We start from the raw sequence: 21,104 nt of genomic DNA on the forward strand, positions 1-21,104 counted from the left end.
TGCGCTGCCTGATCCGGCGGTTCACGGTAGCGCGTGGTGTCCAGCAGGGTGGCGAGCGGCGTCCAGGTGGGACGGTCGGGGAGGCCTCTCAGCCGACGGAGATCTCCCCGATGACCTGCTCCTCCTGGGCGATCCGGGCGTCGTCCCCGATGGGCGCGACCCCGATGAAGACGCCGTACGACGCCGGGTCGCCCGTGTCGACGATCACGACGGTGGTGACGTCCCCCTCGATCGGGAGGCCCTGGCCCTTGACCCGGATCTCCGAGGTGATCCGGTAGGCCGGCTTGCCGTCGACGGAGATCTCCTCACGCTTCAGGTCCGTGCGCTTCGAGAAGCCCTTGTAGATCTGGTCGTTGGTGGTGAGGCACTGCATGATGATCTCGGCCGTGGAGTCGACGCCCTCGAAGCCGTGGGCGCGCGGGATCGCACCGACGCCGTAGAGCGAGATCCACTTCTGGGGCACGACCTCGGCGACCTGGGAGATGAACCCGTCGGCGTAGGTGTGGGCCGGCGACTGGCGTGCGTCGGTGGTGTAGCCGTCGAGCTTGGGGATGCTGAGACCGCCGCCGGTGAGCGTCGTGGCGCTCGGGTCCGGGGCAGTGGCCGGCTCCGGCTTGCCGCCGGTGCACTGGATGCCGGTCGGGCGCACGGTCGACGAGGTCTCGTCGGTCGGGCCGTCGCTGGTCTGCGACGTGGGGTCGTCGGCCTTCTTGTCGCCGCCGCCGCCGTCGTCGTCACCGCTGAGCGCGCGGATGCCGAAGAAGCCGCCCACGCCGAGCAGGGCCAGGACGAGGACCGCCGCGACGACGATGCCGACCGTCTTGCCGGTGCTCCCGCCGCCGGTACCGCCGGTGCCGCCCGTCCCGCCCGGGGGCGGGGTCGGGCTCCAGGCGGGCTGGGGCTGCTGCTGGTACTGCGGCTGCTGGTACTGCGGCTGGTACGGCTGCTGCTGGTACGCCGGCTGGGCCGGGGGCAGCGCGGTTGCCGCGGTCGGCGGGACCTCCGGTGCCGGCGGGGCCGGAGGCGTCGCGGGAGCCGAGGAGGCCGCGCCGCCGCCGGACGGCTGCGTCGTGGTCATCTGGCTCCACGCCTGGCCGTCCCAGTACCGGTAGGTGTCGGGCGCGCCAGCGGGGTCGGGGTACCAGCCTGCGTTCGTCACGCGCCCAGTCTGCCGCACGGCGGCGTGGTCACTCGCCGGGCGCGAGGAACCCTTCGGCCACGAGCTCGGCCAGCTCGGGCAGGTAGACCTCCCGCAGACCGGCCGGGTCGCGGTCCAGGAGCTGCCCGACGGCGTCGACCAGCGGGCCCACGGCGAGCTCGCCGTCGCACGCGCCGGCCACCGCGGCGACGACCGTGTCGACCTGGCGGGCGCGGCGGAACCCGCGCTGCTGGCGGAGCACGATCGTGGCCGGGTCCTCGCCGCCGACGGGCCCGGAGGTCTCCTGGACGACGTCCTCGCGCAGCACCAGGTGGGAGCCGGCGTCCAGCGACCGCGCGGCCAGGGACGAGTCGGCCCACGCCGAGATCGCCGGAGCGATGGGCTGCTCGACGTCGTACGGCCACTCGAGGAGATCGCGGACCAGCGCGCCCGGCGCGACGTCCGCGCGCCGGCGCAGGTTGAGCCAGCCGAAACCGACGCCGGCCACACCCTGCTGCTCCAGCCAGGACAGCCACGTGTCGTAGCGCCGGCCGTAGGTCGCGGGGTCACCACCGGTGGCCGGGTGGTGCCCGGAGTCCTTGAGCCACAGCTCGACGTACGACGCCGGGTCGAGCACCTCGCGCTGGACCACCAGCGCGTCGCACTCGTCGGGCAGCCAGCCGCCGATCCGCTCGTCCCAGGGCCGGTCCTTCTCGATGACCCAGTTGGCGAGCACCTGGCACCAGCCGCCGTCGGTCAGGTGGTCGGGCGCGGTCCGGACGATGTGCTCGACGACCTGGTCACCCGGCAGCCCCGAGTCGCGGTAGACGAGGCGCTCACCGGTCGCCGGCGAGATCACGAACGGCGGGTTGGTCGCGATCAGGTCGAACCGCTCCCCCGCGACCGGCCCGAAGAACGACCCCTCGCGCACCTCGACCTTGTCGTCGACGTCGTTGAGCGCCGCGTTGAACCGGGCGATCGCCAGCGCCCGCTGGTTGACGTCGGTCGCGACCACCCGGTCGCTGTGCGCCGCCAGGTGCAGCGCCTGGACCCCGCACCCGGTCCCGAGGTCGAGCGCGGTCCCCACGTCGTGCCGCAGCGTCAGCTGGGCCAGGCTCGACGACGCCGGGCTGATCCCCAGCACGTAGTCACCGGTCACCGCCGTCGGGATCCCGTCCAGCCCCGGAGTCAGGTCGCTGACCACCCACAGGTCCCCCTCCTCCGACCCGTAGGGGCGTACGTCGAGCCGCGCCGCGACCTCCCCCACGCTCTGCACCAGCGCGCCCGCATTGGCCAGCCGGTCGACCAGCCCGGGCAGCGCCCGCTCCGCCTCGGACACCGGCACCGCGGCCTGCAGCAGGAAGAGCCGGACCAGCGTCGCCAGCGGGCTCCCGTCCGTCGTACGGCGCAGGCCGGGGCGGGTCTCGTTGCGCGAGAGCGCCTGGTGCGCCTCGGGGCCGAGCAGGTCGCTGACGGCGTCGTAGGTGAAGTCGGCGGCGAGGAGGGCTTCGCGCAGGGGCGCGGCGAGGGCGACGGGCAGCACGGGGCCACGCTACGGCGTGGCCGGCCGCCGCTTCGCGTGGGCCAGCTCCGCGCGGAGATCGTCGCAGTAGGCGGCGATCCGGGCGCGCTGGACCGGCGTCACCCGGCGCAGCTGCAGGTCGAGGACCGCATGGGCCTGAAGCCGGTCGAACCCGAACCGCTCCTGCAACGCGGCCGCGGCCGCCTCGTCGTCCTCACCCGGGTCGTTCCGCTCGGCCTCGGCATCGACTCCCAGGAGCACGTCGAGCACCGCGTGCGGATCGGCCAGCGCCTCGGCGACGGCGCCGTAGAGGCGGAGGTCCTCGGTGGCGCGCTGCGCCACGACGTCAGGATCGACGTCGTCGTACGACGTGCCGCGAGGCTGCGACGGAAGCGCCCGGTCCGCCTCGGTCGGCACGAAGAACCCCATCTCCAGCGACGGATCGACCTCCAGGTCGCTCCACTCCGCCCAGGAGCCGAGATCCTCCCGGGCGGCGCGGACCACGAGTCCCAGCTCGGCATCAACGGTGATGGTGGGCGAACCACCTTTGACCTCGGGCGCGGAGAACTGCCAGCTGGACCGGTTCTCGTGAACGACCGGACGCAGCGTGCTGGTGACATGCTCCGGGGCCTTCGACAACCAGGTCGTCCAGTACTCCCGCGGGTCGAGCAGCAGTCCCTCGACCTCGGCCGGAATGCCGCCGAAGTCCCGGGGCCGCTCTCCGCCGGGGAAGTACCAGACCCGTCGGTCGCCGGCGACCGTCATCCCACGGCCGGACGCATCCTCGACGCGGGCGAGGTCCCGTAGCCGCCAGATCCGCCGCTCGCGCACCAGGGCACCGTCCTCGACCACGGTGAACGTGCCGCGATAGCCCCGCACCGGATCATTGCCGGCGACCAGCAGGTCGATCAGCTCCTCCAGCGTGGGGGCGGCGGAAGGTTGCTCAGAGGACATCCACGCAGTCTCACACCCCTGGCCGCACTAGCGCCGTACCCGGATCACCAGCGCCGTGCTCGCCGCCGACGTCGCCTGGCTGCCGCCGTAGCGCACGACGAGGCGGTGCTTGCCCGCCTTGAGCTTCTTCAGGCTCACCACCACCTTGCCGCCGCGCAGCGTCCCGCTGCCGACCTTGCGGCCCTTCTCGGTCACGGTCACGACGCCGGACGCGACGCCGCGGGTGGGCTTCACGACGACCTGGACCTTGGCCTTGCGGCGAGAGGTGGGGGCCTTGCCGACCGCCTTGGCGCTGACCCGGGCGGCGACCTTGAGCGAGGTGACCGTGCCGCCGAGCGTGCCGGAGCTGCCGGACAGGCCGCCAGGCATACCGCCGGTGGTGCCGCCGATCGGCCCGGTCCCGGTCACGCCGCTGCCGGAGCTCGCGATCGTGAACGTCTGCAGGGGGCCGTAGACGGTCGAGCCGCCGGTGGGGGTGAACGCGCCGCGCCAGTAGTTCTTGCGGCCCGGCACGATCAGGCTCGCGAACGGCGCCCAGTCGGTCCAGCCGTAGACGGACGACCCGAAGTTGGCCGGCACCGGCACCTCCACCTGGTACGTCGGCTGGTCGAGGCCCGTCGCGAACTCGATCCGCAGCACGCCCGGCCGGTTGTTCGTGATCGCCTGGAACTCCGACACGATCCCGTACGGCGTCACCCCGCCGTCGGGGTTGTGCGTCGCGGCGACGGTCGACGGGTTGTCGTACAGCACCTGGTACGACGGCGTGGCCGGCGTCCCCCCACCGCCGGCGACCGCGAACACGTAGACCGGCGCGCGCAGGGCGACCGTGCTGTCCGAGTTCCCGTCGAGGGTGTCGAGCGAGATGTTCAGGTTCGCGCCCGACACCGGCTGCGTGGCGCGCACCGGGAACTGGAACTCCCAGCGCCCACCCTGCGCGACCCCCCACAGGCCCTGGTCGCGGTTGTTGGAGTACGTGCCGTTCGTGAGGTTCCCCCAACCCGGGCAGCCCTGCATCGGCGCCGGTCCGCCGGACCCGTTGTAGCCGCAGCGGATCTGCTGGGAGGTGTCGAAGACGACGCCGGGCGGCAGCGCGATCCGCGGGCGGAAGTAGGTCCCCCCGAGGCAGGGATTGCCCAGGCCGTGGACGGAGTAGTGGATCCAGAACGTCTGCCCCACCGCGGGGACGCCGCTGTCCGGGTCGGCCCAGTAGCCGGCGTACGCACCGATGCCTGCCTCGGTGTAGGGCGTTCCCTGGATCAGGCCGATGCAGTTGACGACCTGCGTGTAGCCGATCCCGCCGTCGTACCAGCCGCCGGGGCGATCGGCCGCGCTCGCGGGTGAGGGGTGCAGGAGGCCGGTCCCGAGGAGGAGCGCGACGAGGACGGCGACGAAACGCAGGGCTCTGGTCACCGCACCATTCGGCCAGGAGGGGCGGCAGCTCCGCGTCAGGGGAAGACCCCTAGTTTTCGGGGATCCCTAGCGGACCCGCGCCGCGCGGGCGATGCCCCGGCCGGCGACCGCGGTGCGGAACCGGACCGACGTACGGGCGCCGTACTCGATCGTGGTGGCGACGCCGTGCCGGCCGAGGGTGCTGTCGTACCAGCCGGTCAGCGTCGGCGACACGGTCCCGGACGGGTTGCCGACGCCGAAGTGGCGGCGCGGGAGGTGGAGGTTGCGGGCGAGCCGCTTCTCCCAGCGGACGTCGCGGCCGCTGCGGCCGATCCCGCGCAGGGGTTGGTGGATCGAGGCGATGTAGTCCGGAGCGACCTGGCGCAGGAACGCGATCATCGCCTGCGTCTCCGGCTCGCTGGCCGGCCGCGGACCGCCCCAGTAGCGGGTGCCGCGCCGGGCGCTGGACCAGCCGCTGGTGGGCCAGTTGCGGTTGAGGTCGACCCCGTGCGCATTGGTGCGGGTACGACGAGCGGCGCCGTCGGGGTTCATCGTCGGGATCACCCAGATCCCGGTCCCCGGCTTGGGGGTGAGGTGCTTCTTGAGCCAGCGCGCCGTGGCGGGTCCGGCCTTCTCGTCGCCGTGCATCTGCCCGAGCACGAGCAGGACGTGGGTGGCATCCGGATCACCCCGGTAGAACGCGCGGATCGGGCGCCCGCGCACGGAATGCCCGATCACGGTGCGCGTCAGCGCCTGCGGGGCCGCGACGGCGTTCGGGGCCGACGGTGCGGTCGCCTCGGCGGCGGGCGACGGTACGACGGCGGCCGCGCCGGCGACGGCCACGAAGGTCGCCGCCAGCGCGGCCAGGGTGCGCCGCACGCTCAGACGGCCTCCGTCGCGGCGGGCTCGGAGGCGCCGTCGTCGATCGCGGAGGACCGCTGCTTGGAGATGTAGACCGCGGCGAAGATGCCAGCGGCCGCGGCCAGCGCGATGAGGATCCGGACGACGTCGTTCTTGTCCTCGCCGTAGGAGAGGCTGACGACGGCGCCCACGATCAGCAGCGACACCAGGTTCATCACCTTGAGGAGCGGGTTGATCGCCGGACCGGCGGTGTCCTTGAACGGGTCGCCGACCGTGTCACCGGTGACCGTCGCGGCGTGGGCCTCGGAGCCCTTGCCGCCGTGGTGACCGTCCTCGACGAGCTTCTTCGCGTTGTCCCAGGCCCCGCCGGCGTTCGCGAGGAACACCGCCATCAGCGTGCCGGACGCGATCGCGCCGACCAGGAACCCGGCGAGCGGACCGACGCCGAGGCCGAAGCCCACCGCGATCGGGCTCAGGATGGCGAGGATGCCGGGCGTCGCCAGCTCGCGCAGCGAGTCGCGGGTGACGATGTCGACCACGCGGCCGTACTCCGGACGACCCGTGCCCTCCATGATCCCGGGGATCTCGCGGAACTGGCGGCGTACCTCGTAGACGACCGCTCCCGCCGCCCGGCCGACGGCGTTGATCGCCAGGCCGGAGAACAGGAACACCACGCCCGCGCCCAGCAGGGCGCCGACGATCAGCTTGGCGTCGTAGACGAGGAAGTCGTCGTACAGGACGTCGCCGGCCTCGGCGAACGCGCTCTGCGTGTACGACGCGAACAGCGCGCTCGCCGCGAGCACGGCCGTGGCGATCGCGATGCCCTTGGTGATCGCCTTGGTCGTGTTGCCGACCGCGTCGAGCTCGGTGAGGATCTTCGCGCCGTCCTCGCTCACGTCGCCGGACATCTCCGCGATGCCCTGCGCGTTGTCGGAGACCGGGCCGAACGTGTCCATCGCGACGATGACGCCGACCGTGGTGAGCAGACCGCAACCGGCCAGGGCGACGGCGAACAGCGCCAGGCCCGTGGAGCCACCGGCGAGCAGCGCCGCGCCGAAGACCGCGGCACCGATCACGATCGCCGTGTAGACCGCGGACTCGAGACCGACCGAGAGACCGGACAGGATGACCGTGGCGTGGCCGGTCAGCGAGGTACGGGCGACGTCGTTGACCGGGCGGTGCTCGGTGCCGGTGAAGTAGCCGGTGAGCGCGAGGATCGCGGCGGCGAGGACGATGCCGATCGCCACCGCCCCGGCGGCGAACAGCTGCGGCGAGAGGTCCGCCTCGACGCCCGTGCCGAGCTCGGACCAGTCGCTCGGGAGGTAGACGAAGGCGGCGATCGCGCTCGCGACCAGGCCGACGGCGGCCGAGAGGTAGAACGCCCGGTTGATCGTCTTCAGGCCACTCTCGCCGGCGCGGGGCTTGGTGAGGTAGACGCCCGCGATGGCCGAGAGGGCACCGATCGCCGGGACGATGAGCGGGAACACCAGGCCCTGGTCGCCGAAGGCCTGCGACCCGAGGATCAGCGCGGCGACCAGCGTGACGGCGTACGACTCGAAGAGGTCGGCCGCCATGCCGGCGCAGTCGCCGACGTTGTCGCCCACGTTGTCCGCGATCGTCGCGGCGTTGCGCGGGTCGTCCTCGGGGATGTTCTGCTCGACCTTGCCGACGAGGTCGGCACCGACGTCGGCGGCCTTGGTGAAGATGCCGCCGCCGACCCGCATGAACATCGCGAGGAGCGCGGCGCCGAAGCCGAAGCCCTCGAGCACGTTGGGCGCCGTCTCCTGGAAGACCATGACCACGACGCTCGCGCCGAGCAGGCCGAGACCCACGGTGAACATGCCGACGAAGGCACCCGTGCGGAAGCCGATGTTCATCGCCGGGTCGCGGCCCTGCTCGTTGGCCGCGGCGGCGACGCGCAGGTTGGCGCGCACCGCGAGCGACATGCCGAGGTAGCCGACCGCCCCGGAGAAGCCCGCTCCCACGAGGAAGAAGACCGACCGGGCGATCCGGACCCCCCACTCGGACTGCAGACCCGTGGCGCCGTCGGCGGTATGGGCTGGCAGCGCGAGGAGGACGATGAACGCGATGGCCGCGAAGATCGTCAGGGTGCGGAACTGCCGGGTGAGGTAGGCGTTCGCCCCCTCCTGGACGGCCTGGGCGATCCGCTGCATGTTCGCGGTGCCCTCGCCGGCGCGGAGGACCTCCGATCTGAACAGCACGGCCATGCCCAGAGATCCGAGAGCGATCACGGCCACGATCGCCACCAGGGCGAGGTCGCCCCCGGTGACTTCGACATCGACGACGAGCGGACGGGGCATACGACTTGCCTCCTGGGGGAGTTCAGCTTCGGGTCAGGGAAGACCCAGGTCTGAGATCGTGGCCCGGAGTCTACGCAGACTGTGGCGTAGAACACATGGACGTTGTGATGTGAGTCACACGTCCCGGGCGTGTCTCAGCGCCGTCTCAGCGCACGCGGCTGTGCCAAGCGCCCATCTGCGCGGCCTCGGCGACCCGCTCCGCGACCTCGTCGAGCTCGTCGAGCTCCTCGTCCAGGAGCCCGACCGTGACCCGGACGAAGGCGCCCTCCCCCGCGAACACCTGGAACGGCCCGCCCGGCATCACGCCGATGCCCAGCGACGCCAGCCGCACCAGCGCGGCCGACTCGTCGCGGACCGGCACCCACACGTTGAGCCCGTCGCGCCCGGTCACCTCGATGTCGTGGCGCCGCAGCACCGCGCAGAACGCGGCCCGCCGCTCGGCGTACGTCGTCCGGGCGGCGGCGACCTGGGCGACCGCGGCGTCGTCGGACAACAGCTCCAGCAGCACCCGCTGGAGCAGCCGGCTGCTCCAGCCCTGGCCCAGCTGGCGCAGCCGCGCGATCCCGGCGAGCACCTCGTCGGGACCGGACACCGCCGCCAGCCGCAGGTCGGGACCGTGGGACTTGCCGAAGCTGCGGATGTGCACCGTCCGCTCGGGCAGGAACGCGCCCAGGCTGACGTCCGGCGAGGTGCTGATCGCGCCGGCGGAGTCGTCCTCGACGACCAGCACCGGCGACGGCGCCTCCTCCAGCACCCGGGCGAGCTCCTCGGCGCGCCGGGGCGTGGTGGAGATGCCGGTCGGGTTGTGCGCCCGCGGCTGCAGGAAGAACGCCCGCGGCCCCTTGGCCAGCGCCGCTTCCAGCTCGGCCGGGACGACGCCCTCGTCGTCGAGGCGGACGCCGATCACGCCGACGCCGGCGGCCTCGAAGATGTCGAGCGCAGGCGGGAACTCGGGGTGCTCGACGACCACCGTGTCGCCGTACTGGAGCTGGGAGCGGACCACCAGCTCGACCGCGTCCATCGCGCCGTCGACGATCGCCAGCGAGGACGCCGGGGTCGGCCAGTCCTCCAGGATCAGCTCCTGGAGCTCGGGCAGCACCGGGTCCTCCAGGTAGCTCTCCGAGGCACCCGCGGTGCTCAGCACCTGCAGCGCGGTGGTCAGCGAGGGCAGCAGCGCGACGTCCGGGACCCCGGTGGACAGGTCGAGCGCGAACTGCGCCCGCGGGTCGACCACCCGCCGGATCCGGCCCTCGGCCGGCTGCGCCTGCTCGGCCACGATCGTGCCGTTGCGCCCCGCCGTCCGGATCGCGCCCGCCCGCGCCAGGATCGACCACGCTGCACTCACCGTGGTCGGCGAGAGCGCCAGCTCGCGGGCGACCGTGCGGATCGGCGGCAGCCGCTCCCCGCCGGTCAGCTCGCCGTCGCGCAGGGCCCGGCCGACGGCGGCCGCGAGTCCCCGCGCCGTCGGCTCGTCGAGGCGGGCCTCGATGGCCGAGAGCAGCTCACGCACGGTGGCGGGCACGCGGACGTCGTACGGCGTGCCGGTGGCCGGTCAGGCCAGAGCGGCGTCGGCGGAGTCGTGGATGACGAAGACCTTCGCCAGCCCGGTGATCTTGAAGATCTTGAGCAGCCGGTCGGCGTTGCAGACCAGCTCGAGCGAGCCGTCGTGGGCGCGGACCTTCTTGAGGCCGCCGACCAGCACGCCGAGACCGGTGGAGTCGAGGAACTCGACGCCCTCCATGTCCACCACGAGGTGGTACGTACCCGCGGCGACCAGCTCGGTGATCGTGTCGCGGAGCTTGGGGGCGGTGTAGACGTCGATCTCGCCACCTACGGCAACGACGGTGCGCCCACCGACCTCGCGCGTCGACAGTGTCAGATTCACGACCCTCACCCCGGGAGTACTCACCTACGTATGCAGTGGCACTCATCAAACCATGTCGGCCGCCCGGGCGCACAGCGAGTGCGGAATCCGCGGGAACGGGAGCGCGTCCCTCCGACCCTCTTCCTGCCGCCTCCCCGGCCCTCTCCGCCGCGTCGTGTTCCGTTGTGTCGGGGGTGGTTGCGACAATCGAACCGTGACCGCGCAGCCCGATCTCCGTCTCCCGGCCGCCGCCGGCCGACGGGACCCGATCGCGCTCCTCGACCGGCTCACCGCGCTCCCCGGACGGGCCGAGCGGCTCACCCACCGCCGTGAGGTCCCGGCGCGGGCGGCGGTCCACGCGGACTGGCCGGCCTGGGCCGACCCGGCCGTCGTCGCGGCGTACGAGGCGCGCGGCGTGGTTCGCCCCTGGGCCCACCAGGTCGCCGTCGCCGAGGCGGCCCACCGCGGCGAACACGTCGTCGTCGCCACCGGGACGGCGTCCGGCAAGTCGCTGGCCTACCTCCTGCCCGCGCTCTCCGACATCCGCGCCACCCGCGGCCCGCGGGGCCAGCGCGGTACCGCCGTGCTCTACCTCGCGCCCACCAAGGCCCTCGCCCACGACCAGTGGTCGGCCATCCACGACCTCGGGCTCGACGTCCGCGTCGCCACCCACGACGGCGACTCCACGCCCGAGGAGCGGGAGTGGACCCGCGACCACGGCGAGTACGTCCTCTCCAACCCCGACATGCTCCACCGCTCGCTGCTGCCCGGGCACGAGCGCTGGACCCAGTTCTTCCGCTCGCTGCGCTATGTCGCCATCGACGAGTGCCACCACTACCGCGGCGTGTTCGGCGCCCACGTGGCCCAGATCGTGCGGCGGCTGCGGCGGGTGTGCGCGGCCTACGGCTCCTCGCCCACGTTCATCCTGGCCTCGGCCACCGTCGCCGACCCCGACCTCACCGCGCGGCGGATGACCGGGCTCGACGTGACCGCCGTGACCACCGACGGCTCGCCCCGCGGCGCGCTCCAGGTGGGGCTGTGGGAGCCGCCCCTCACGTCGTACCGGGGGGAGAACGGGGCGCCCGTCCGCCGTCCCGCCACCGCCGAGACCGCCGACCTGCTCGCCGACCTCGTCGTCGAGGACGTGCGCACCCTCGCCTTCGTCCGCTCCCGCCACGGCGTCGAGACCGTCGCCCAGCGCGCCGGCGAGCTCGTCGCCGAGGTCGACCCCTCGCTGGCCGGCCGGGTGGACTCCTACCGCGGCGGCTACCTCCCCGAGGAGCGCCGTGCGCTCGAGGAGGACCTCCGCAGCGGCCGCCTGCTCGGCATGGCCGCGACCAACGCCCTCGAGCTCGGCATCGACGTCAGCGGCCTCGACGCCGTCGTCGTCACCGGCTACCCCGGCACCCGCGCGGCGTTCTGGCAGCAGGTCGGCCGCGCCGGGCGCGACGGCGGGGGCGCCCTCGGCCTCTTCGTCGCCCGCGACGACCCGCTCGACACCTACCTCGTGCACCACCCCGACGCCCTGCTCGGCCGCCCCGTCGAGGGCACCGTGTTCGACACCGACAACCCCTACATCCTCGGCCCCCACCTGTGCGCCGCCGCCCAGGAGCTGCCCGTCACCGTCGCCGACGCGCCCCTGTTCGGCCCCCGCATGCGCGAGGTGCTCGGCTCCCTCGTCGAGCGCGGACTCCTGCGCCGCCGCGCCGCCGGCTGGTACTGGACCGACCGCTCCCGCGCCGCCGACCTCGCCGACATCCGCTCCGCCGGCGGCGCCCAGGTCCAGCTCGTCGAGGGCGCCACCGGCCGCGTCGTCGGCACCGTCGACGGCAGCCGCGCCCACAGCACCGCCCACACCGGCGCGATCTACCTGCACCGCGGCCAGACCTGGCGGGTCGACGAGCTCGACCTCGACGAGCGCGTCGCCACCCTCAGCCAGGTCTCGGTCGACCACACCACCACCGCCCGCGACATCACCGACATCCGGATCGTCGCCGAGCGCGAGCACGTCGCCTGGGGCCCTTGCCAGGTCTCGTTCGGCACCGTCGAGGTGACCAACCAGGTGACGTCGTACCTCCGGAGGCGGCTGCGCACCGGCGAGGTCATCGACGAGACCCCCCTCGACCTCCCCGCCCGCACCCTGTCCACGGCCGCCGTCTGGTGGACCGTGCCCGACGAGGTCATCACTCCCCTGCTCGCCCGCGCCGGCCTCGACCTCGCCGACCTCCCCGGCGCCGCCCACGCCGCCGAGCACTGCTCGATCGGCCTCCTTCCTCTCTTCGCAACCTGCGACCGCTGGGACATCGGCGGCGTCTCCACCGCCCGCCACCCCGACACCGGCGTCCTGACCGTCTTCGTCCACGACGGCCACCCCGGCGGCGCCGGCTTCGCCGAGCGCGGCTACCGCACCGCCGCCTCCTGGCTGCGCGCCACCCGCGCCACCATCGCCGCCTGCGAGTGCACCGCCGGCTGCCCCTCCTGCATCCAGTCCCCCAAGTGCGGCAACGGCAACGACCCCCTGGACAAAGCGGGCGCCGTGGCACTTCTCGACGCGTTGCTCACCGCCGCACCCCCCGACGTGGCGTAGCCTGCGGCCATGCTCCTGCTCGGACTCGTCGTACTGGTGCTCGGAGTGCTCGGGCTCGTCCTCAGCTTCTTCGGCGCCAGCATCGACTACAACCATCGTTCGGCGGAGATCCTCAACATGGACGTCGCCCCCCGCACCCTCGTGCTCTGGGGCGCGATCTCCATGCTGCTCACCGTCCTCGGGCTGTGGATGATCAAGGGCGGGATGAAGCAGGGCTGGAAGCGCCGCAAGGAGCACAAGCGGCTTGCTGAGCTGTCGGAGAAGCTGGATGAGGCTGATCTCGAGCGGCGGGGTGAGCGGCGGGACGACGGGGACAGCTGACTGGTCTGCCCGGCTGACCGTGCTGCTCGTCTGAGCGTGCTGAGCGTGCTGGGCGGCTGACCGGGCTGAGCGGCTCGCCGCTCAGGGGGTCGAGGGGCCGGCGCGGGCTGAGGCCGTGAGGTCGTCTTGGCGGCCGAACCAGCGGGGTCCCTGCACTGCTACGGCGACGACGACGTCTGGTCCGACGCGGCGGCAGGAGCGCAGGGTGGCTCCGTTGGCGCTGGCGACGCGGGCGGCCGTCGTACAGGGGGCGGGGGCGGGGGCGGGGCCAGAGCCCTGTCCGGACTGAGCCGCAGCGGCCAAGGCGGCCAGGTCGGCGGCGGCCTGGGCACGGCGGTGGTCGACGACCAGGGCGCTGAGACCTGCGGCCGCGGTACCGGCCAGGAGCAACACGCCTGCCATGGCGACGGTCAGCACGGTCGCGGCACCACGCTGGGTGGCGTCCACGTCGTCCATGCCATCCACGCCATCCACGCCATCCACGCCGGCCGCGTTGGCCGCGTCGGGATGACCGGCGTGGTTGCGACTGCGGCTGCGGCGGTACCGATGGCGGCTCCAGGCGAGCCGAGCGCGGAGGGCTGCGAGCATCGCCGGAAGTGGGGTCATTGGGGGCGGCCGGAAGAGGCGTCTGCGCTCCGGTGTGGTGGGGCGGCGGGCGATCATGGGGCCTTCTCCTCGGTCAGGGCGACGGCTTCGGCCCGCAGCTCGGCGCCGGGCAGGGAGTGGAACAGGCCTCCGGGGCCGGCGATCCGCCCGCGGGCGTGGACGACGACCTGGTCGCCGTCGTGGGTGACGGAAAGGCGGACTCCGTCGGGAGCGACCTGACGGCCGAGGGCGAGTGCTGATCCCGGGTCGTCGCCGCGGGCGAGGGCGCGGGCGGTCTCACGGGCGGCGTCGACCGTACGGACCTGGCCGACGGCGACCGCGAGCAGCCAGACGAGGCCCGCGGTGACGAGCAGCAGGATCGGCAGCGCGAGAGCGAGCTCGGCGGTCACGGCGCCGCGTTGGTGGCGCCGGTCCCGACGCGGCTGCCCACGCGAGTACCGGTGCCGTCGCGGGCTGGTCAGGGGACGACGAGGCACGGTGCTCATCCGAGCTGGAGGACCGACAGGACGCGGTCGAACAGGCTGGTGATGAGGCGGCTGCCCAGGCCTCCGGTGAGCAGCTTGAAGAGGAGGCCGGCGAAGCCGGCTCCGGCCGCGGTGGCGACGGCGTACTCGGCGGTGGTGACGCCGCGTTGATGGCTGCACGGTCGAGGGCGTCGGGGGCCGCTGCGGTGAGGCTGGTGACGGCGGCATGGGACGGACGGCCCGGGACGGCGGTCGCGGGAGGGGTGGTCGGACGGGTGGGACGGGTGGTGGGACATATCGCTCCGATCGTCGGGGCCGCGGGTGCGGCGGTGGTGGAGGGACGAGCGTGCGCGGGGATGGGGCCGGATGGGGTGGGGGCAGGGCGGGGCTGTGGAGGGGAAGGGGTGGGAAGGCGGGGTGGGGAAGGAGGGGGGTTGGGAGTGGGGCGGGTGGGGGCGGTGGGTGTTCAGACGATGGAGATGGCGAGGGAGACGGCGAGCGGGACGATGCCGAGCAGGAGGAAGGCGGGGAGGAGGCACAACCCGAGCGGTACGGCGGCGCGTACGCCGACTGCCCGAGCCCGGTCCTCGGTCTCGGCACGAGCGTGGGCGGCGAGGTCGGCGGCGAGGCGTTCGACCGCGGCGACGACCGGGGCTCCGGTGCGGTGGGCGCGGGCGAGGGTCCGGCCGAGGGGGGCGAGGTCGGGGTCGTGGGCGAGGCCGGTCCAGGCGGCAGCGACGTCCCCGCCGAGGCGGAGGCGGGCGGCGGTGGTGTCGAGCCGGGCCGCGGCGGGGCCGGGGAGGGCCCTGCAGACGAGGTCGATGGCGGCGGCTGGGTCCAGGCCGGAGCGGAGGGCGGCGGCCAGGAGAGTGACGACGTGGGGGAGGTCCCGGCGGACCTCGTCCCGGCGGCGCCGGACGGCGGGTGGCTCGAGGCGGGTGGCGGCGATCCAGGTCGCGGCGGCTGCGGCGAGACCGGCGGGGAGGGCGAGAAGGCCGCCGAGGAGGGCCGCGGTACCGGCTCCGGCGAGGACGGACCAGAGCGGTCGGCCGCGGCGGAGCAGGCCTGGCGCGGCATCCGCGCCCGAGTCAGGAGCGGGATCGGGGCGGGAGGCAGGGCCGGGACCGGAGCTGGAGGGCGGGGCGAGCCGGGGGCGTGGGGGCAGGAGCAGGAGGAGCGCGGCGGCGACCGCGATGGCATGGGCGAGCGCGAGGGCAGTCATGAGAGGCGGTCGACGTCGCGGGCGAGGGCTTCGATCCAGGTGAGGCCGGCGTACCCGAAGGCGAGGCCGGCGGTGAGACAGGCGAGGCCGGCGGGCTGGGTGAGGAGGAAGCGCCACGGCCCCGGCCCGGATCCGGACCCCGACCCACCGGCCCCGGAGGCGATGAGGAGGGCGAGGAAGGGGAGGGCGGCGAGGAGGCGGGCGGTGGCGCGGGCGGAGGCGAGCTCGCCCGCGACGATCCGGCGGGTGTGCTCGGCGGCGCGGAGGTCGGCGGCGGTGCGGGTGAGGACGTCGGCGAGGCCGTGGCCGGTGCGGTGGGAGACGTGCCAGGCGGCGGCGACGATACGGAGGGCGTCGGCGCCGGGGGTGGTGGCGAGAGTACGGAGGGTGGTGGGGACGTCGCCTCCGGTGGCGGCGGCGCGGGCGGCGGGGGCGATGGGCGGCCACTCGGCGGCGGCGTGGTCGAGGGCGGCGGCGGGGGTCTGGCCGGCAGCGAGCTCGGCGCGGAGGACGTCGCAGAGGTCGATGACGCGGCGGCGGAGGTCGGTGGCGGCGCGGTCGTGGCGGCGGGCGGCGAGGAGGCGGAGGGCACCGGTGACGAGGGCGGCGGCGAGGGCGGCCAGGAGCACGGTTCGTGGGGAGACGGCGGCGGTGGTGGCGAGGAGCGGGAGGGCGAGGGCGGCCAGGATGAGCGGGGAGCGGCCGTGCAAGCGGCGCGGGGGGCGTGGCCTGCCGACGAGGGGGAGGCGCGGGTGCGGCGGGACCAGGAGGAGGACCGCGGCGGTGACCGTCAGGGCGACGGCGATCACGCCGGGCCTCCTCGGAGCAGGGCGCGGAGGGCGCTGACGGCGGCCTCCGGGCCGGGCACGGCTGCGGCAACCGCTCCGGCAGACGAGCCGGCCGGGAAGGTGAGGGCGGGGACGGTACGGACGAGGCCGGTGCGGTGGTCGCGGTCGAGGACGGCGATCTCGCCGAGGCGGCGGAGTCCCGACCCGCGGTCCCGTACGACGTGCAGGACGACGTCGAGGGCCGAGGCGAGCTGGCTGTGGGCCGCGGGGCGGTCGAGGCCGGCGCTGAGGGCGAGCGCCTCCACCCGAGCCGGTACGGCGCCCGCCGAGTTCGCGTGCAGCGTCCCGCAGCCCCCTTCGTGCCCGGTGTTGAGCGCGGCCAGCAGGTCGACGACGGCGGCGTCGCGGACCTCGCCGACGACGAGGCGGTCGGGACGCATCCGGAGGGCTTGGCGGACGAGGTCGCGCAGCGAGACGGCGCCGGAGCCCTCGATGTTGGCCGGGCGCGCCTCCAGCGCGACGACCTGGGGGTGGGCGGGACGGAGCTCGGCGGCGTCCTCGACGACGACGATCCGCTCGGTGGGGTCGACGGCGGCGAGGAGGGCGGCGAGGAGGGTGGTCTTGCCGGTGCCGGTACCGCCCGTGACGAGGAAGGCGGCGCGGGCCGCGACGAGGGCGTGAAGCACGTCGAGTCCCTCGGGGGTCAGCGCGCCGGCGGTGCGGAGCTCGTCGAGCGAGAAGCCGCCGCGGCGCGGGACGCGGAGCGAGACGGCCGTGCCCGGGTGGGCCAGCGGGGCGAGGACGGCGTGGCAGCGGGTGCCGTCGGGCAGGCGCACGTCGGCGTAGGGGGACGCGTCGTCGAGGCGACGGCCGCCGCTGGCGACGAGGCGCTGGGCCAGGCGGCGGCAGCTCTCCTCGGAGTCGATCCGGACCTCGGTCTGCTCCAGGCCCCGGCCACGGTCGATCCGGACCGGGCCCGGTCCGTTGACCAGGACGTCGGTGACGCCGGGCAGGCGCAGGAGGGGGTCGAGCGGGCCGGCGCCGATGATGTCGCGGCGCAGCGCCTCGTAGACGGCGAGCACCGCGGCGTCGCCGACCGGGCGGCCGGCGGTGCGCAAGGCTTCGGCAACCCGGTGCGGGCTGAGCGCGCCGGGGCCGGCGGTGAGCCGGAGGCGCGCCTCCTCGACCAGGGCGGCGAGGGCGGGGGCGTCCGCGTCCATCAGGCCACCGCCTCGCCCGCCGGGCGGGCTGCCGCAACCGCGGCACCCGGGCCGGCCGCCGGCTCGCCGAGGATCCCCGCGACGGCCCGGGCGAGGGGCCCGCGCAGGGAGCGGAGGGGTCCGAGGCCGAGGTCGACCGCCTCGGCCAGCCCGCGCTGGTCGCGCATCTGGACCAGGACGGGCAGCCCGACCGCGCGGGCGACCTCGTCGGGCGCGAACGCCTCGCCGCGCAGCACCAGGGCGGGATCGGCGTGCTCGGCGAAGCGGGTCCGCATCCGGGCCGCGCCCGCGACGCCGGTGACGCTCGCGAGCGTGACGACGAGGAGCTGGTCGCAGCGGGCGGCCACCTCGTCGACGAGGGGGTCAGGCGAGCGGGGCAGGTCGACGACGACCACGCGGTGACCGCGGCGGGCCGCGGACAGCACCTCGCGCACGGCGAACGCCTGGAGGGAGGGGACCCGGGCGTCGACGTGCCAGGAGAGGACCCCGAGCGAGCCGCGGCGGGGCAGGGCCTCGCGCAGGGCGCGCGCGGAGAGCCGCCCGGTGGTCCGGCTCAGGGTGTCCCAGCGGAAGCCGTCGCGTCCCTCGAGCCCGAGCATCCGGTCCAGGCCGGGACCCTGGGGGTCGCAGTCGACGACCGCGGCCGCTCCCGAGCGCGCCGCCCACTGGCCGAGGGCGCAGGCGAGGGTGGTCGCCCCGGCCCCGCCGCTACCGCCGACGACGCCGATCACCCGTCCGCGGTCGGGCTGCTGCTCGGTGAGGTCGGCCAGCTGCTCGACCAGCCAGCCCGCGGATCCGGGCAGCTCGACGACCTGCTCGGCACCGAGGTGGAGCGTCGTGCGGAAGAGGTCGTCGGGAGCCCGCTCGCGACTCAGCACGAAGACGTGCGGCCGGGACTCGGGCGCCACCTGCGCCACGGCGGCGGCGAGGTCGGCGCCCACGAGCACCACGGAGGCGCGGCTCCAGGTCACCAGCGCGGTCAGGGGGTCGCCGGCGATCTCGGGGGTCACGTCGGCCGCGGCGGCGAGCGGGAGGAGCTCGGCCAGGAGGGCGTCATCAGCGGTCACCACCAAGGGCGGCCCGTCCGTACGACGACGGGCGGGCCAGGACGGGTTCGAGGGTCGGTTGCGGGTCATGACGACCTTCTCGCCCGGGCCCGCGAACCCCACGCCCCAGCGGCGCGGAGCTGTGGACGAGCGGCCCCGGACGGCGCGCTGTGCACGGCTGGTGGACCGGCCTGCGACGGGTGCGACCTACGATGGTCCCCATGGCCTCCGCGGGTACGCCGCCGACCGCTGCGTTCTTCGACCTCGACAAGACGATCATCGCCAAGTCGAGCGTGCTGGCCTTCAGCAAGCCGTTCCAGGCCGGCGGCCTGATCTCCCGCCGCGCGGTGCTGCGCTCGGCGTACGCCCAGTTCGTCTTCATGGTCGGCGGGGCCGACCACGACCAGGTCGAGAAGATGCGCCAGTTCATGTCCCAGCTGTGCGCCGGCTGGGACGTCGCGACGGTCCGCGAGATCGTCGCCGACACGCTCCACAACGTCGTCGACCCCCTGGTGTACGACGAGGCGGTGCGCCTCATCGAGGAGCACCACGCCGCCGGGCGCGATGTCGTCATCGTCTCCACGTCGGGCAGCGAGGTGGTCGAGCCGATCGGCGCCCTCCTCGGCGCCGACCGCGTCGTCGCCACCCGGCTCAAGGTCGAGGACGGCCGCTACACCGGCGAGATCGAGTACTACGCCTACGCCGAGGAGAAGGCGAACGCGATCCGCGAGCTCGCCGAGAGCGTCGGCTACGACCTGGAGAACAGCTACGGCTACTCCGACTCGGTGACCGACGTGCCGATGCTGGAGGCCGTCGGCTTCCCCCACGCGGTCAACCCCGACAAGGAGCTGCGCAAGGTCGCGGCCGCCCGCGGCTGGCCGGTGCTGGTCTTCACCCGGCCGGTCGCGCTGCAGTCCCGGCTGCACCTGCCACCGCCGAAGCCGACCCTCGCCGCGCTCGCGGTGGGCGGTGTCGTCGCGGTCGGCACCGCGGTCTGGATCGGCGCCCGCCGCCGCACGTTCAGCGACTGAACCGGCAGGCGGCCCCAACCGGCCACACTCCCCCGGCCACGCCGAAAAGACAACCCTTGAAGGTGCCTCGGCAGCGGCGTACAAAGGACTTCAAGAACTCAAGAGCAACACGTGATCCCGGTACCCACGCGGCGATCCACCCTTCCTAACAGGGCGCTGAAACTCGGAAAATGTCCGGGGCAGCAATTACCGGTGCACGCCTGGTAGCCATGGTTCACGTGTCAGCGGTGGCACCCGAGACGTTCGTCGGCTCGGGTGCCACCTGCATGTACGGGCTATTCCGCGTCCCGCACGAGCGGGCTCGCCTCGGCGGCCGCCGCATAGGCCTCGGTCGCGTACAGCAGCCAGGCGTGCATCCCGGCAGGGCCGCCGCCGGCCCAGCCGCGCAGGTTCGACTCGTACTGGGGCCGCAGCGCCAGGTGCGCCGCCTCCGGTACGACGAGCGACTTCTCGTCGACGCCCTTGGCCGCCAGCACCAGCCGCTCCGCGGCCCGCGCCACGACGCCGTTGTGGGAGCCGAACGGCGCCGCCGTGACCAGCTCGGCATGGACGACGGCCGCGACCGCGAGCGCCGGTGCCTCGGTGGGCGCGGTGACCAGCTCGGCGATCCCCCGCAGCTTGGCCGCGGACTCGCCGTCGCGGGGCCGGCCGAGGAGCTCGTCGGGCAGCACCCCGCGCGCGGCCAGGGTGTGCATCCGGGCGAGCGCCTGGAGCGGCTGGCGGCGCAGCACCGGGACGAGCGAGAGCAGCTCGGTCGCCAGCCGTACGGCGTCCGCCGCGATCTCGTCCCCCTCGCCCGCCCGCACCTGCGCGAGCGTCGCCGTCGAGCCCTCGAGGACGGCGCTCGCGTGGGCACCGCGCAGCAGCGACTCGGCGGTCAGGTCCGGACCGGTCCGGCGCAGGCCACGGTCGCGCAGCAGGACGTCGATGCCGTCGCGGGCCGCGGCGAAGCCGGACGGGACGCCCTCGAGCGAGACGAGCCAGGCATGGGGGTCGGAGGTCACGGCAGCAGCCTAGGAGGGTAGAAAGGTAGACAGCCACGAAGGTAGAAGGTAGACTCCGTGGCGGAGGTCGAGATGAGCCTGAACATCAAGAACGAGCGGGTCCATGCACTCGCCCGCGAAGCGGCGCGGGTGACCGGAAAGAACCAGACGAGTGCGATCGAGGAGGCGTTGGAGTTGCTGCTCGCGAGATACGGGAGCGATCCGGTGGCCGCGGACCGGGAACGGCGGATCGACATCATCCGCAACCTCGCACTGGAGTGGAAGGAGCGTCCCCGGGCCGAAGGGGACGACCGGATCTGGAACGAGGACGACCTCTACGACCCTCAGACGGGATTGCCCGCATGATCGTCGACACGTCCGCACTCGTCGCGATCCTGCGCGACGAACCCGAACGGGAGGAGTTCGCCCGCCTGCTGCTGAGCACGTCGGCACGGATCTCCGCGGCCAACTGGCTCGTGGCGACGATGGTGGCCGACGGCTCGGGGGACAACGGCGCGGGCGACCGACTCGACCGGATCGTCGAGACCGCCGGTCTCGCTATCGAACCGGTGACCGAGACCCACGCGCGGGCGGCCCGGATCGCCTTCCGTCGCTACGGTCGCGGGTCAGGCTCACCAGCCCGGCTCAACTTCGGTGACTGCTTCGCCTACGCGCTGAGCGCCACCTCGGGCGAGCCGCTGCTGTTCAAGGGGGTGGACTTCACGCACACCGACGTCCTCAGCGCACGCTGAGCGTGCCTCCACGATCCGGGGGCCGGCTCGCCGTA

General features: G+C 74.1%; 21 protein-coding genes. 5 read left to right on the forward strand and 16 right to left on the reverse strand.

The features are described from left to right. Window positions 1–88 precede the first annotated feature (88 nt). The 8 genes from M0M48_RS22370 to M0M48_RS22405 form a co-directional block, all read right to left on the reverse strand. The gene (locus M0M48_RS22370; protein ID WP_257752811.1) at window positions 89–1,159 is read right to left on the reverse strand and encodes a DUF2510 domain-containing protein; all 1,071 of its coding nucleotides are present in this window, start codon (window positions 1,157–1,159) and stop codon (window positions 89–91) included. Between the two features lie 28 nt (window positions 1,160–1,187). After that, entirely contained in the window at window positions 1,188–2,681 is a 1,494-nt protein-coding gene (locus tag M0M48_RS22375; RefSeq protein ID WP_257752812.1) for a class I SAM-dependent methyltransferase, read from the reverse strand. Between the two features lie 9 nt (window positions 2,682–2,690). After that, the gene (locus tag M0M48_RS22380; RefSeq protein ID WP_257752813.1) at window positions 2,691–3,614 is read right to left on the reverse strand and encodes a hypothetical protein; all 924 of its coding nucleotides are present in this window, start codon (window positions 3,612–3,614) and stop codon (window positions 2,691–2,693) included. 27 nt (window positions 3,615–3,641) lie between these two features. Further along, complete coding sequence (locus tag M0M48_RS22385) at window positions 3,642–5,024, reverse strand: Ig-like domain repeat protein (RefSeq protein WP_257752814.1); 1,383 nt, start codon at window positions 5,022–5,024, stop codon at window positions 3,642–3,644. 66 nt (window positions 5,025–5,090) lie between these two features. Beyond that, entirely contained in the window at window positions 5,091–5,882 is a 792-nt protein-coding gene (locus M0M48_RS22390) for a M14 family zinc carboxypeptidase (protein ID WP_257752815.1), read from the reverse strand. 2 nt (window positions 5,883–5,884) lie between these two features. Continuing rightward, window positions 5,885–8,185 carry a sodium-translocating pyrophosphatase gene (locus M0M48_RS22395; RefSeq protein WP_257752816.1) on the reverse strand — a complete coding sequence of 767 codons (2,301 nt, stop codon included), beginning with the start codon at window positions 8,183–8,185 and terminating at the stop codon, window positions 5,885–5,887. 145 nt (window positions 8,186–8,330) lie between these two features. After that, window positions 8,331–9,707: an aminotransferase-like domain-containing protein gene (locus tag M0M48_RS22400; RefSeq protein ID WP_257752817.1), complete on the reverse strand. Its 1,377-nt coding sequence runs from the start codon at window positions 9,705–9,707 to the stop codon at window positions 8,331–8,333. Window positions 9,708–9,737: 30 nt separating this feature from the next. Next, window positions 9,738–10,070 (reverse strand): STAS domain-containing protein, encoded by a 333-nt coding sequence (locus M0M48_RS22405; RefSeq protein ID WP_215812387.1) that lies wholly within the window; start codon window positions 10,068–10,070, stop codon window positions 9,738–9,740. A 193-nt stretch (window positions 10,071–10,263) separates the two neighbouring features. On the opposite strand from M0M48_RS22405, the gene M0M48_RS22410 reads away from it, so the two are divergent. Both M0M48_RS22410 and M0M48_RS22415 read left to right on the forward strand, forming a co-directional pair. Further along, window positions 10,264–12,636 carry a DEAD/DEAH box helicase gene (locus tag M0M48_RS22410; protein ID WP_257752818.1) on the forward strand — a complete coding sequence of 791 codons (2,373 nt, stop codon included), beginning with the start codon at window positions 10,264–10,266 and terminating at the stop codon, window positions 12,634–12,636. 9 nt (window positions 12,637–12,645) lie between these two features. Next, the gene (locus M0M48_RS22415) at window positions 12,646–12,957 is read left to right on the forward strand and encodes a hypothetical protein (RefSeq protein WP_215812385.1); all 312 of its coding nucleotides are present in this window, start codon (window positions 12,646–12,648) and stop codon (window positions 12,955–12,957) included. Between the two features lie 81 nt (window positions 12,958–13,038). On the opposite strand, the gene M0M48_RS22420 is transcribed toward M0M48_RS22415, so the two are convergent. From M0M48_RS22420 to ssd, 7 genes are all read right to left on the reverse strand, one after another. Beyond that, window positions 13,039–13,413, reverse strand: coding sequence for an Rv3654c family TadE-like protein (locus M0M48_RS22420; protein ID WP_257752819.1), 375 nt, complete (start codon window positions 13,411–13,413; stop codon window positions 13,039–13,041). A 203-nt stretch (window positions 13,414–13,616) separates the two neighbouring features. Continuing rightward, the gene (locus tag M0M48_RS22425; RefSeq protein WP_257752820.1) at window positions 13,617–13,952 is read right to left on the reverse strand and encodes a TadE family type IV pilus minor pilin; all 336 of its coding nucleotides are present in this window, start codon (window positions 13,950–13,952) and stop codon (window positions 13,617–13,619) included. Window positions 13,953–14,044: 92 nt separating this feature from the next. Beyond that, window positions 14,045–14,323, reverse strand: a complete 279-nt coding sequence (locus M0M48_RS22430) for a DUF4244 domain-containing protein (RefSeq protein ID WP_257752821.1) — start codon at window positions 14,321–14,323, stop codon at window positions 14,045–14,047. Between the two features lie 170 nt (window positions 14,324–14,493). After that, on the reverse strand, window positions 14,494–15,249 hold the full coding sequence (locus tag M0M48_RS22435) for a type II secretion system F family protein (protein WP_257752822.1): 756 nt from the start codon (window positions 15,247–15,249) through the stop codon (window positions 14,494–14,496). After that, the gene (locus M0M48_RS22440; protein WP_257752823.1) at window positions 15,246–16,058 is read right to left on the reverse strand and encodes a type II secretion system F family protein; all 813 of its coding nucleotides are present in this window, start codon (window positions 16,056–16,058) and stop codon (window positions 15,246–15,248) included. The genes M0M48_RS22435 and M0M48_RS22440 overlap by 4 nt, the downstream gene beginning before the upstream one ends. Further along, entirely contained in the window at window positions 16,055–17,257 is a 1,203-nt protein-coding gene (locus M0M48_RS22445; RefSeq protein ID WP_257752824.1) for a TadA family conjugal transfer-associated ATPase, read from the reverse strand. The genes M0M48_RS22440 and M0M48_RS22445 overlap by 4 nt, the downstream gene beginning before the upstream one ends. Next, on the reverse strand, window positions 17,257–18,393 hold the full coding sequence (gene ssd, locus M0M48_RS22450) for a septum site-determining protein Ssd (RefSeq protein ID WP_257752825.1): 1,137 nt from the start codon (window positions 18,391–18,393) through the stop codon (window positions 17,257–17,259). Before ssd ends, M0M48_RS22445 begins: the two co-directional genes overlap by 1 nt. 131 nt (window positions 18,394–18,524) lie before the next feature. On the opposite strand from ssd, the gene M0M48_RS22455 reads away from it, so the two are divergent. After that, window positions 18,525–19,334 (forward strand): HAD family hydrolase, encoded by an 810-nt coding sequence (locus M0M48_RS22455; protein WP_257752826.1) that lies wholly within the window; start codon window positions 18,525–18,527, stop codon window positions 19,332–19,334. A 275-nt stretch (window positions 19,335–19,609) separates the two neighbouring features. Here M0M48_RS22455 and M0M48_RS22460 read toward each other — a convergent pair whose 3' ends face one another. Then, window positions 19,610–20,338: an oxidoreductase gene (locus tag M0M48_RS22460; RefSeq protein WP_215812376.1), complete on the reverse strand. Its 729-nt coding sequence runs from the start codon at window positions 20,336–20,338 to the stop codon at window positions 19,610–19,612. Between the two features lie 57 nt (window positions 20,339–20,395). On the opposite strand from M0M48_RS22460, the gene M0M48_RS22465 reads away from it, so the two are divergent. Further along, window positions 20,396–20,683, forward strand: a complete 288-nt coding sequence (locus M0M48_RS22465; RefSeq protein ID WP_257752827.1) for a type II toxin-antitoxin system VapB family antitoxin — start codon at window positions 20,396–20,398, stop codon at window positions 20,681–20,683. Then, a complete protein-coding gene (locus M0M48_RS22470; protein ID WP_257752828.1) occupies window positions 20,680–21,069 on the forward strand; it encodes a type II toxin-antitoxin system VapC family toxin in 390 nt (129 codons plus the stop codon). Before M0M48_RS22465 ends, M0M48_RS22470 begins: the two co-directional genes overlap by 4 nt. The last annotated feature ends 35 nt before the right edge of the window (window positions 21,070–21,104 follow it).

Origin of the sequence: Pimelobacter simplex, assembly GCF_024662235.1 — a bacterium.
GTDB lineage: Bacteria > Actinomycetota > Actinomycetes > Propionibacteriales > Nocardioidaceae > Nocardioides.

Excerpts from the sequence above, each read along its gene's own strand:
- M0M48_RS22380 (WP_257752813.1), bottom strand. The coding sequence starts at position 3,614 with ATGTCCTCTGAGCAACCTTCCGCCGCCCCCACGCTGGAGGAGCTGATC.
- M0M48_RS22395 (WP_257752816.1), bottom strand. The coding sequence starts at position 8,185 with ATGCCCCGTCCGCTCGTCGTCGATGTCGAAGTCACCGGGGGCGACCTC.
- M0M48_RS22415 (WP_215812385.1), top strand. The coding sequence starts at position 12,646 with ATGCTCCTGCTCGGACTCGTCGTACTGGTGCTCGGAGTGCTCGGGCTC.
- M0M48_RS22420 (WP_257752819.1), bottom strand. The coding sequence starts at position 13,413 with ATGGACGACGTGGACGCCACCCAGCGTGGTGCCGCGACCGTGCTGACC.
- M0M48_RS22430 (WP_257752821.1), bottom strand. The coding sequence starts at position 14,323 with ATGTCCCACCACCCGTCCCACCCGTCCGACCACCCCTCCCGCGACCGC.
- M0M48_RS22435 (WP_257752822.1), bottom strand. The coding sequence starts at position 15,249 with ATGACTGCCCTCGCGCTCGCCCATGCCATCGCGGTCGCCGCCGCGCTC.
- M0M48_RS22445 (WP_257752824.1), bottom strand. The coding sequence starts at position 17,257 with ATGGACGCGGACGCCCCCGCCCTCGCCGCCCTGGTCGAGGAGGCGCGC.
- ssd (WP_257752825.1), bottom strand. The coding sequence starts at position 18,393 with ATGACCCGCAACCGACCCTCGAACCCGTCCTGGCCCGCCCGTCGTCGT.
- M0M48_RS22455 (WP_257752826.1), top strand. The coding sequence starts at position 18,525 with ATGGCCTCCGCGGGTACGCCGCCGACCGCTGCGTTCTTCGACCTCGAC.
- M0M48_RS22470 (WP_257752828.1), top strand. The coding sequence starts at position 20,680 with ATGATCGTCGACACGTCCGCACTCGTCGCGATCCTGCGCGACGAACCC.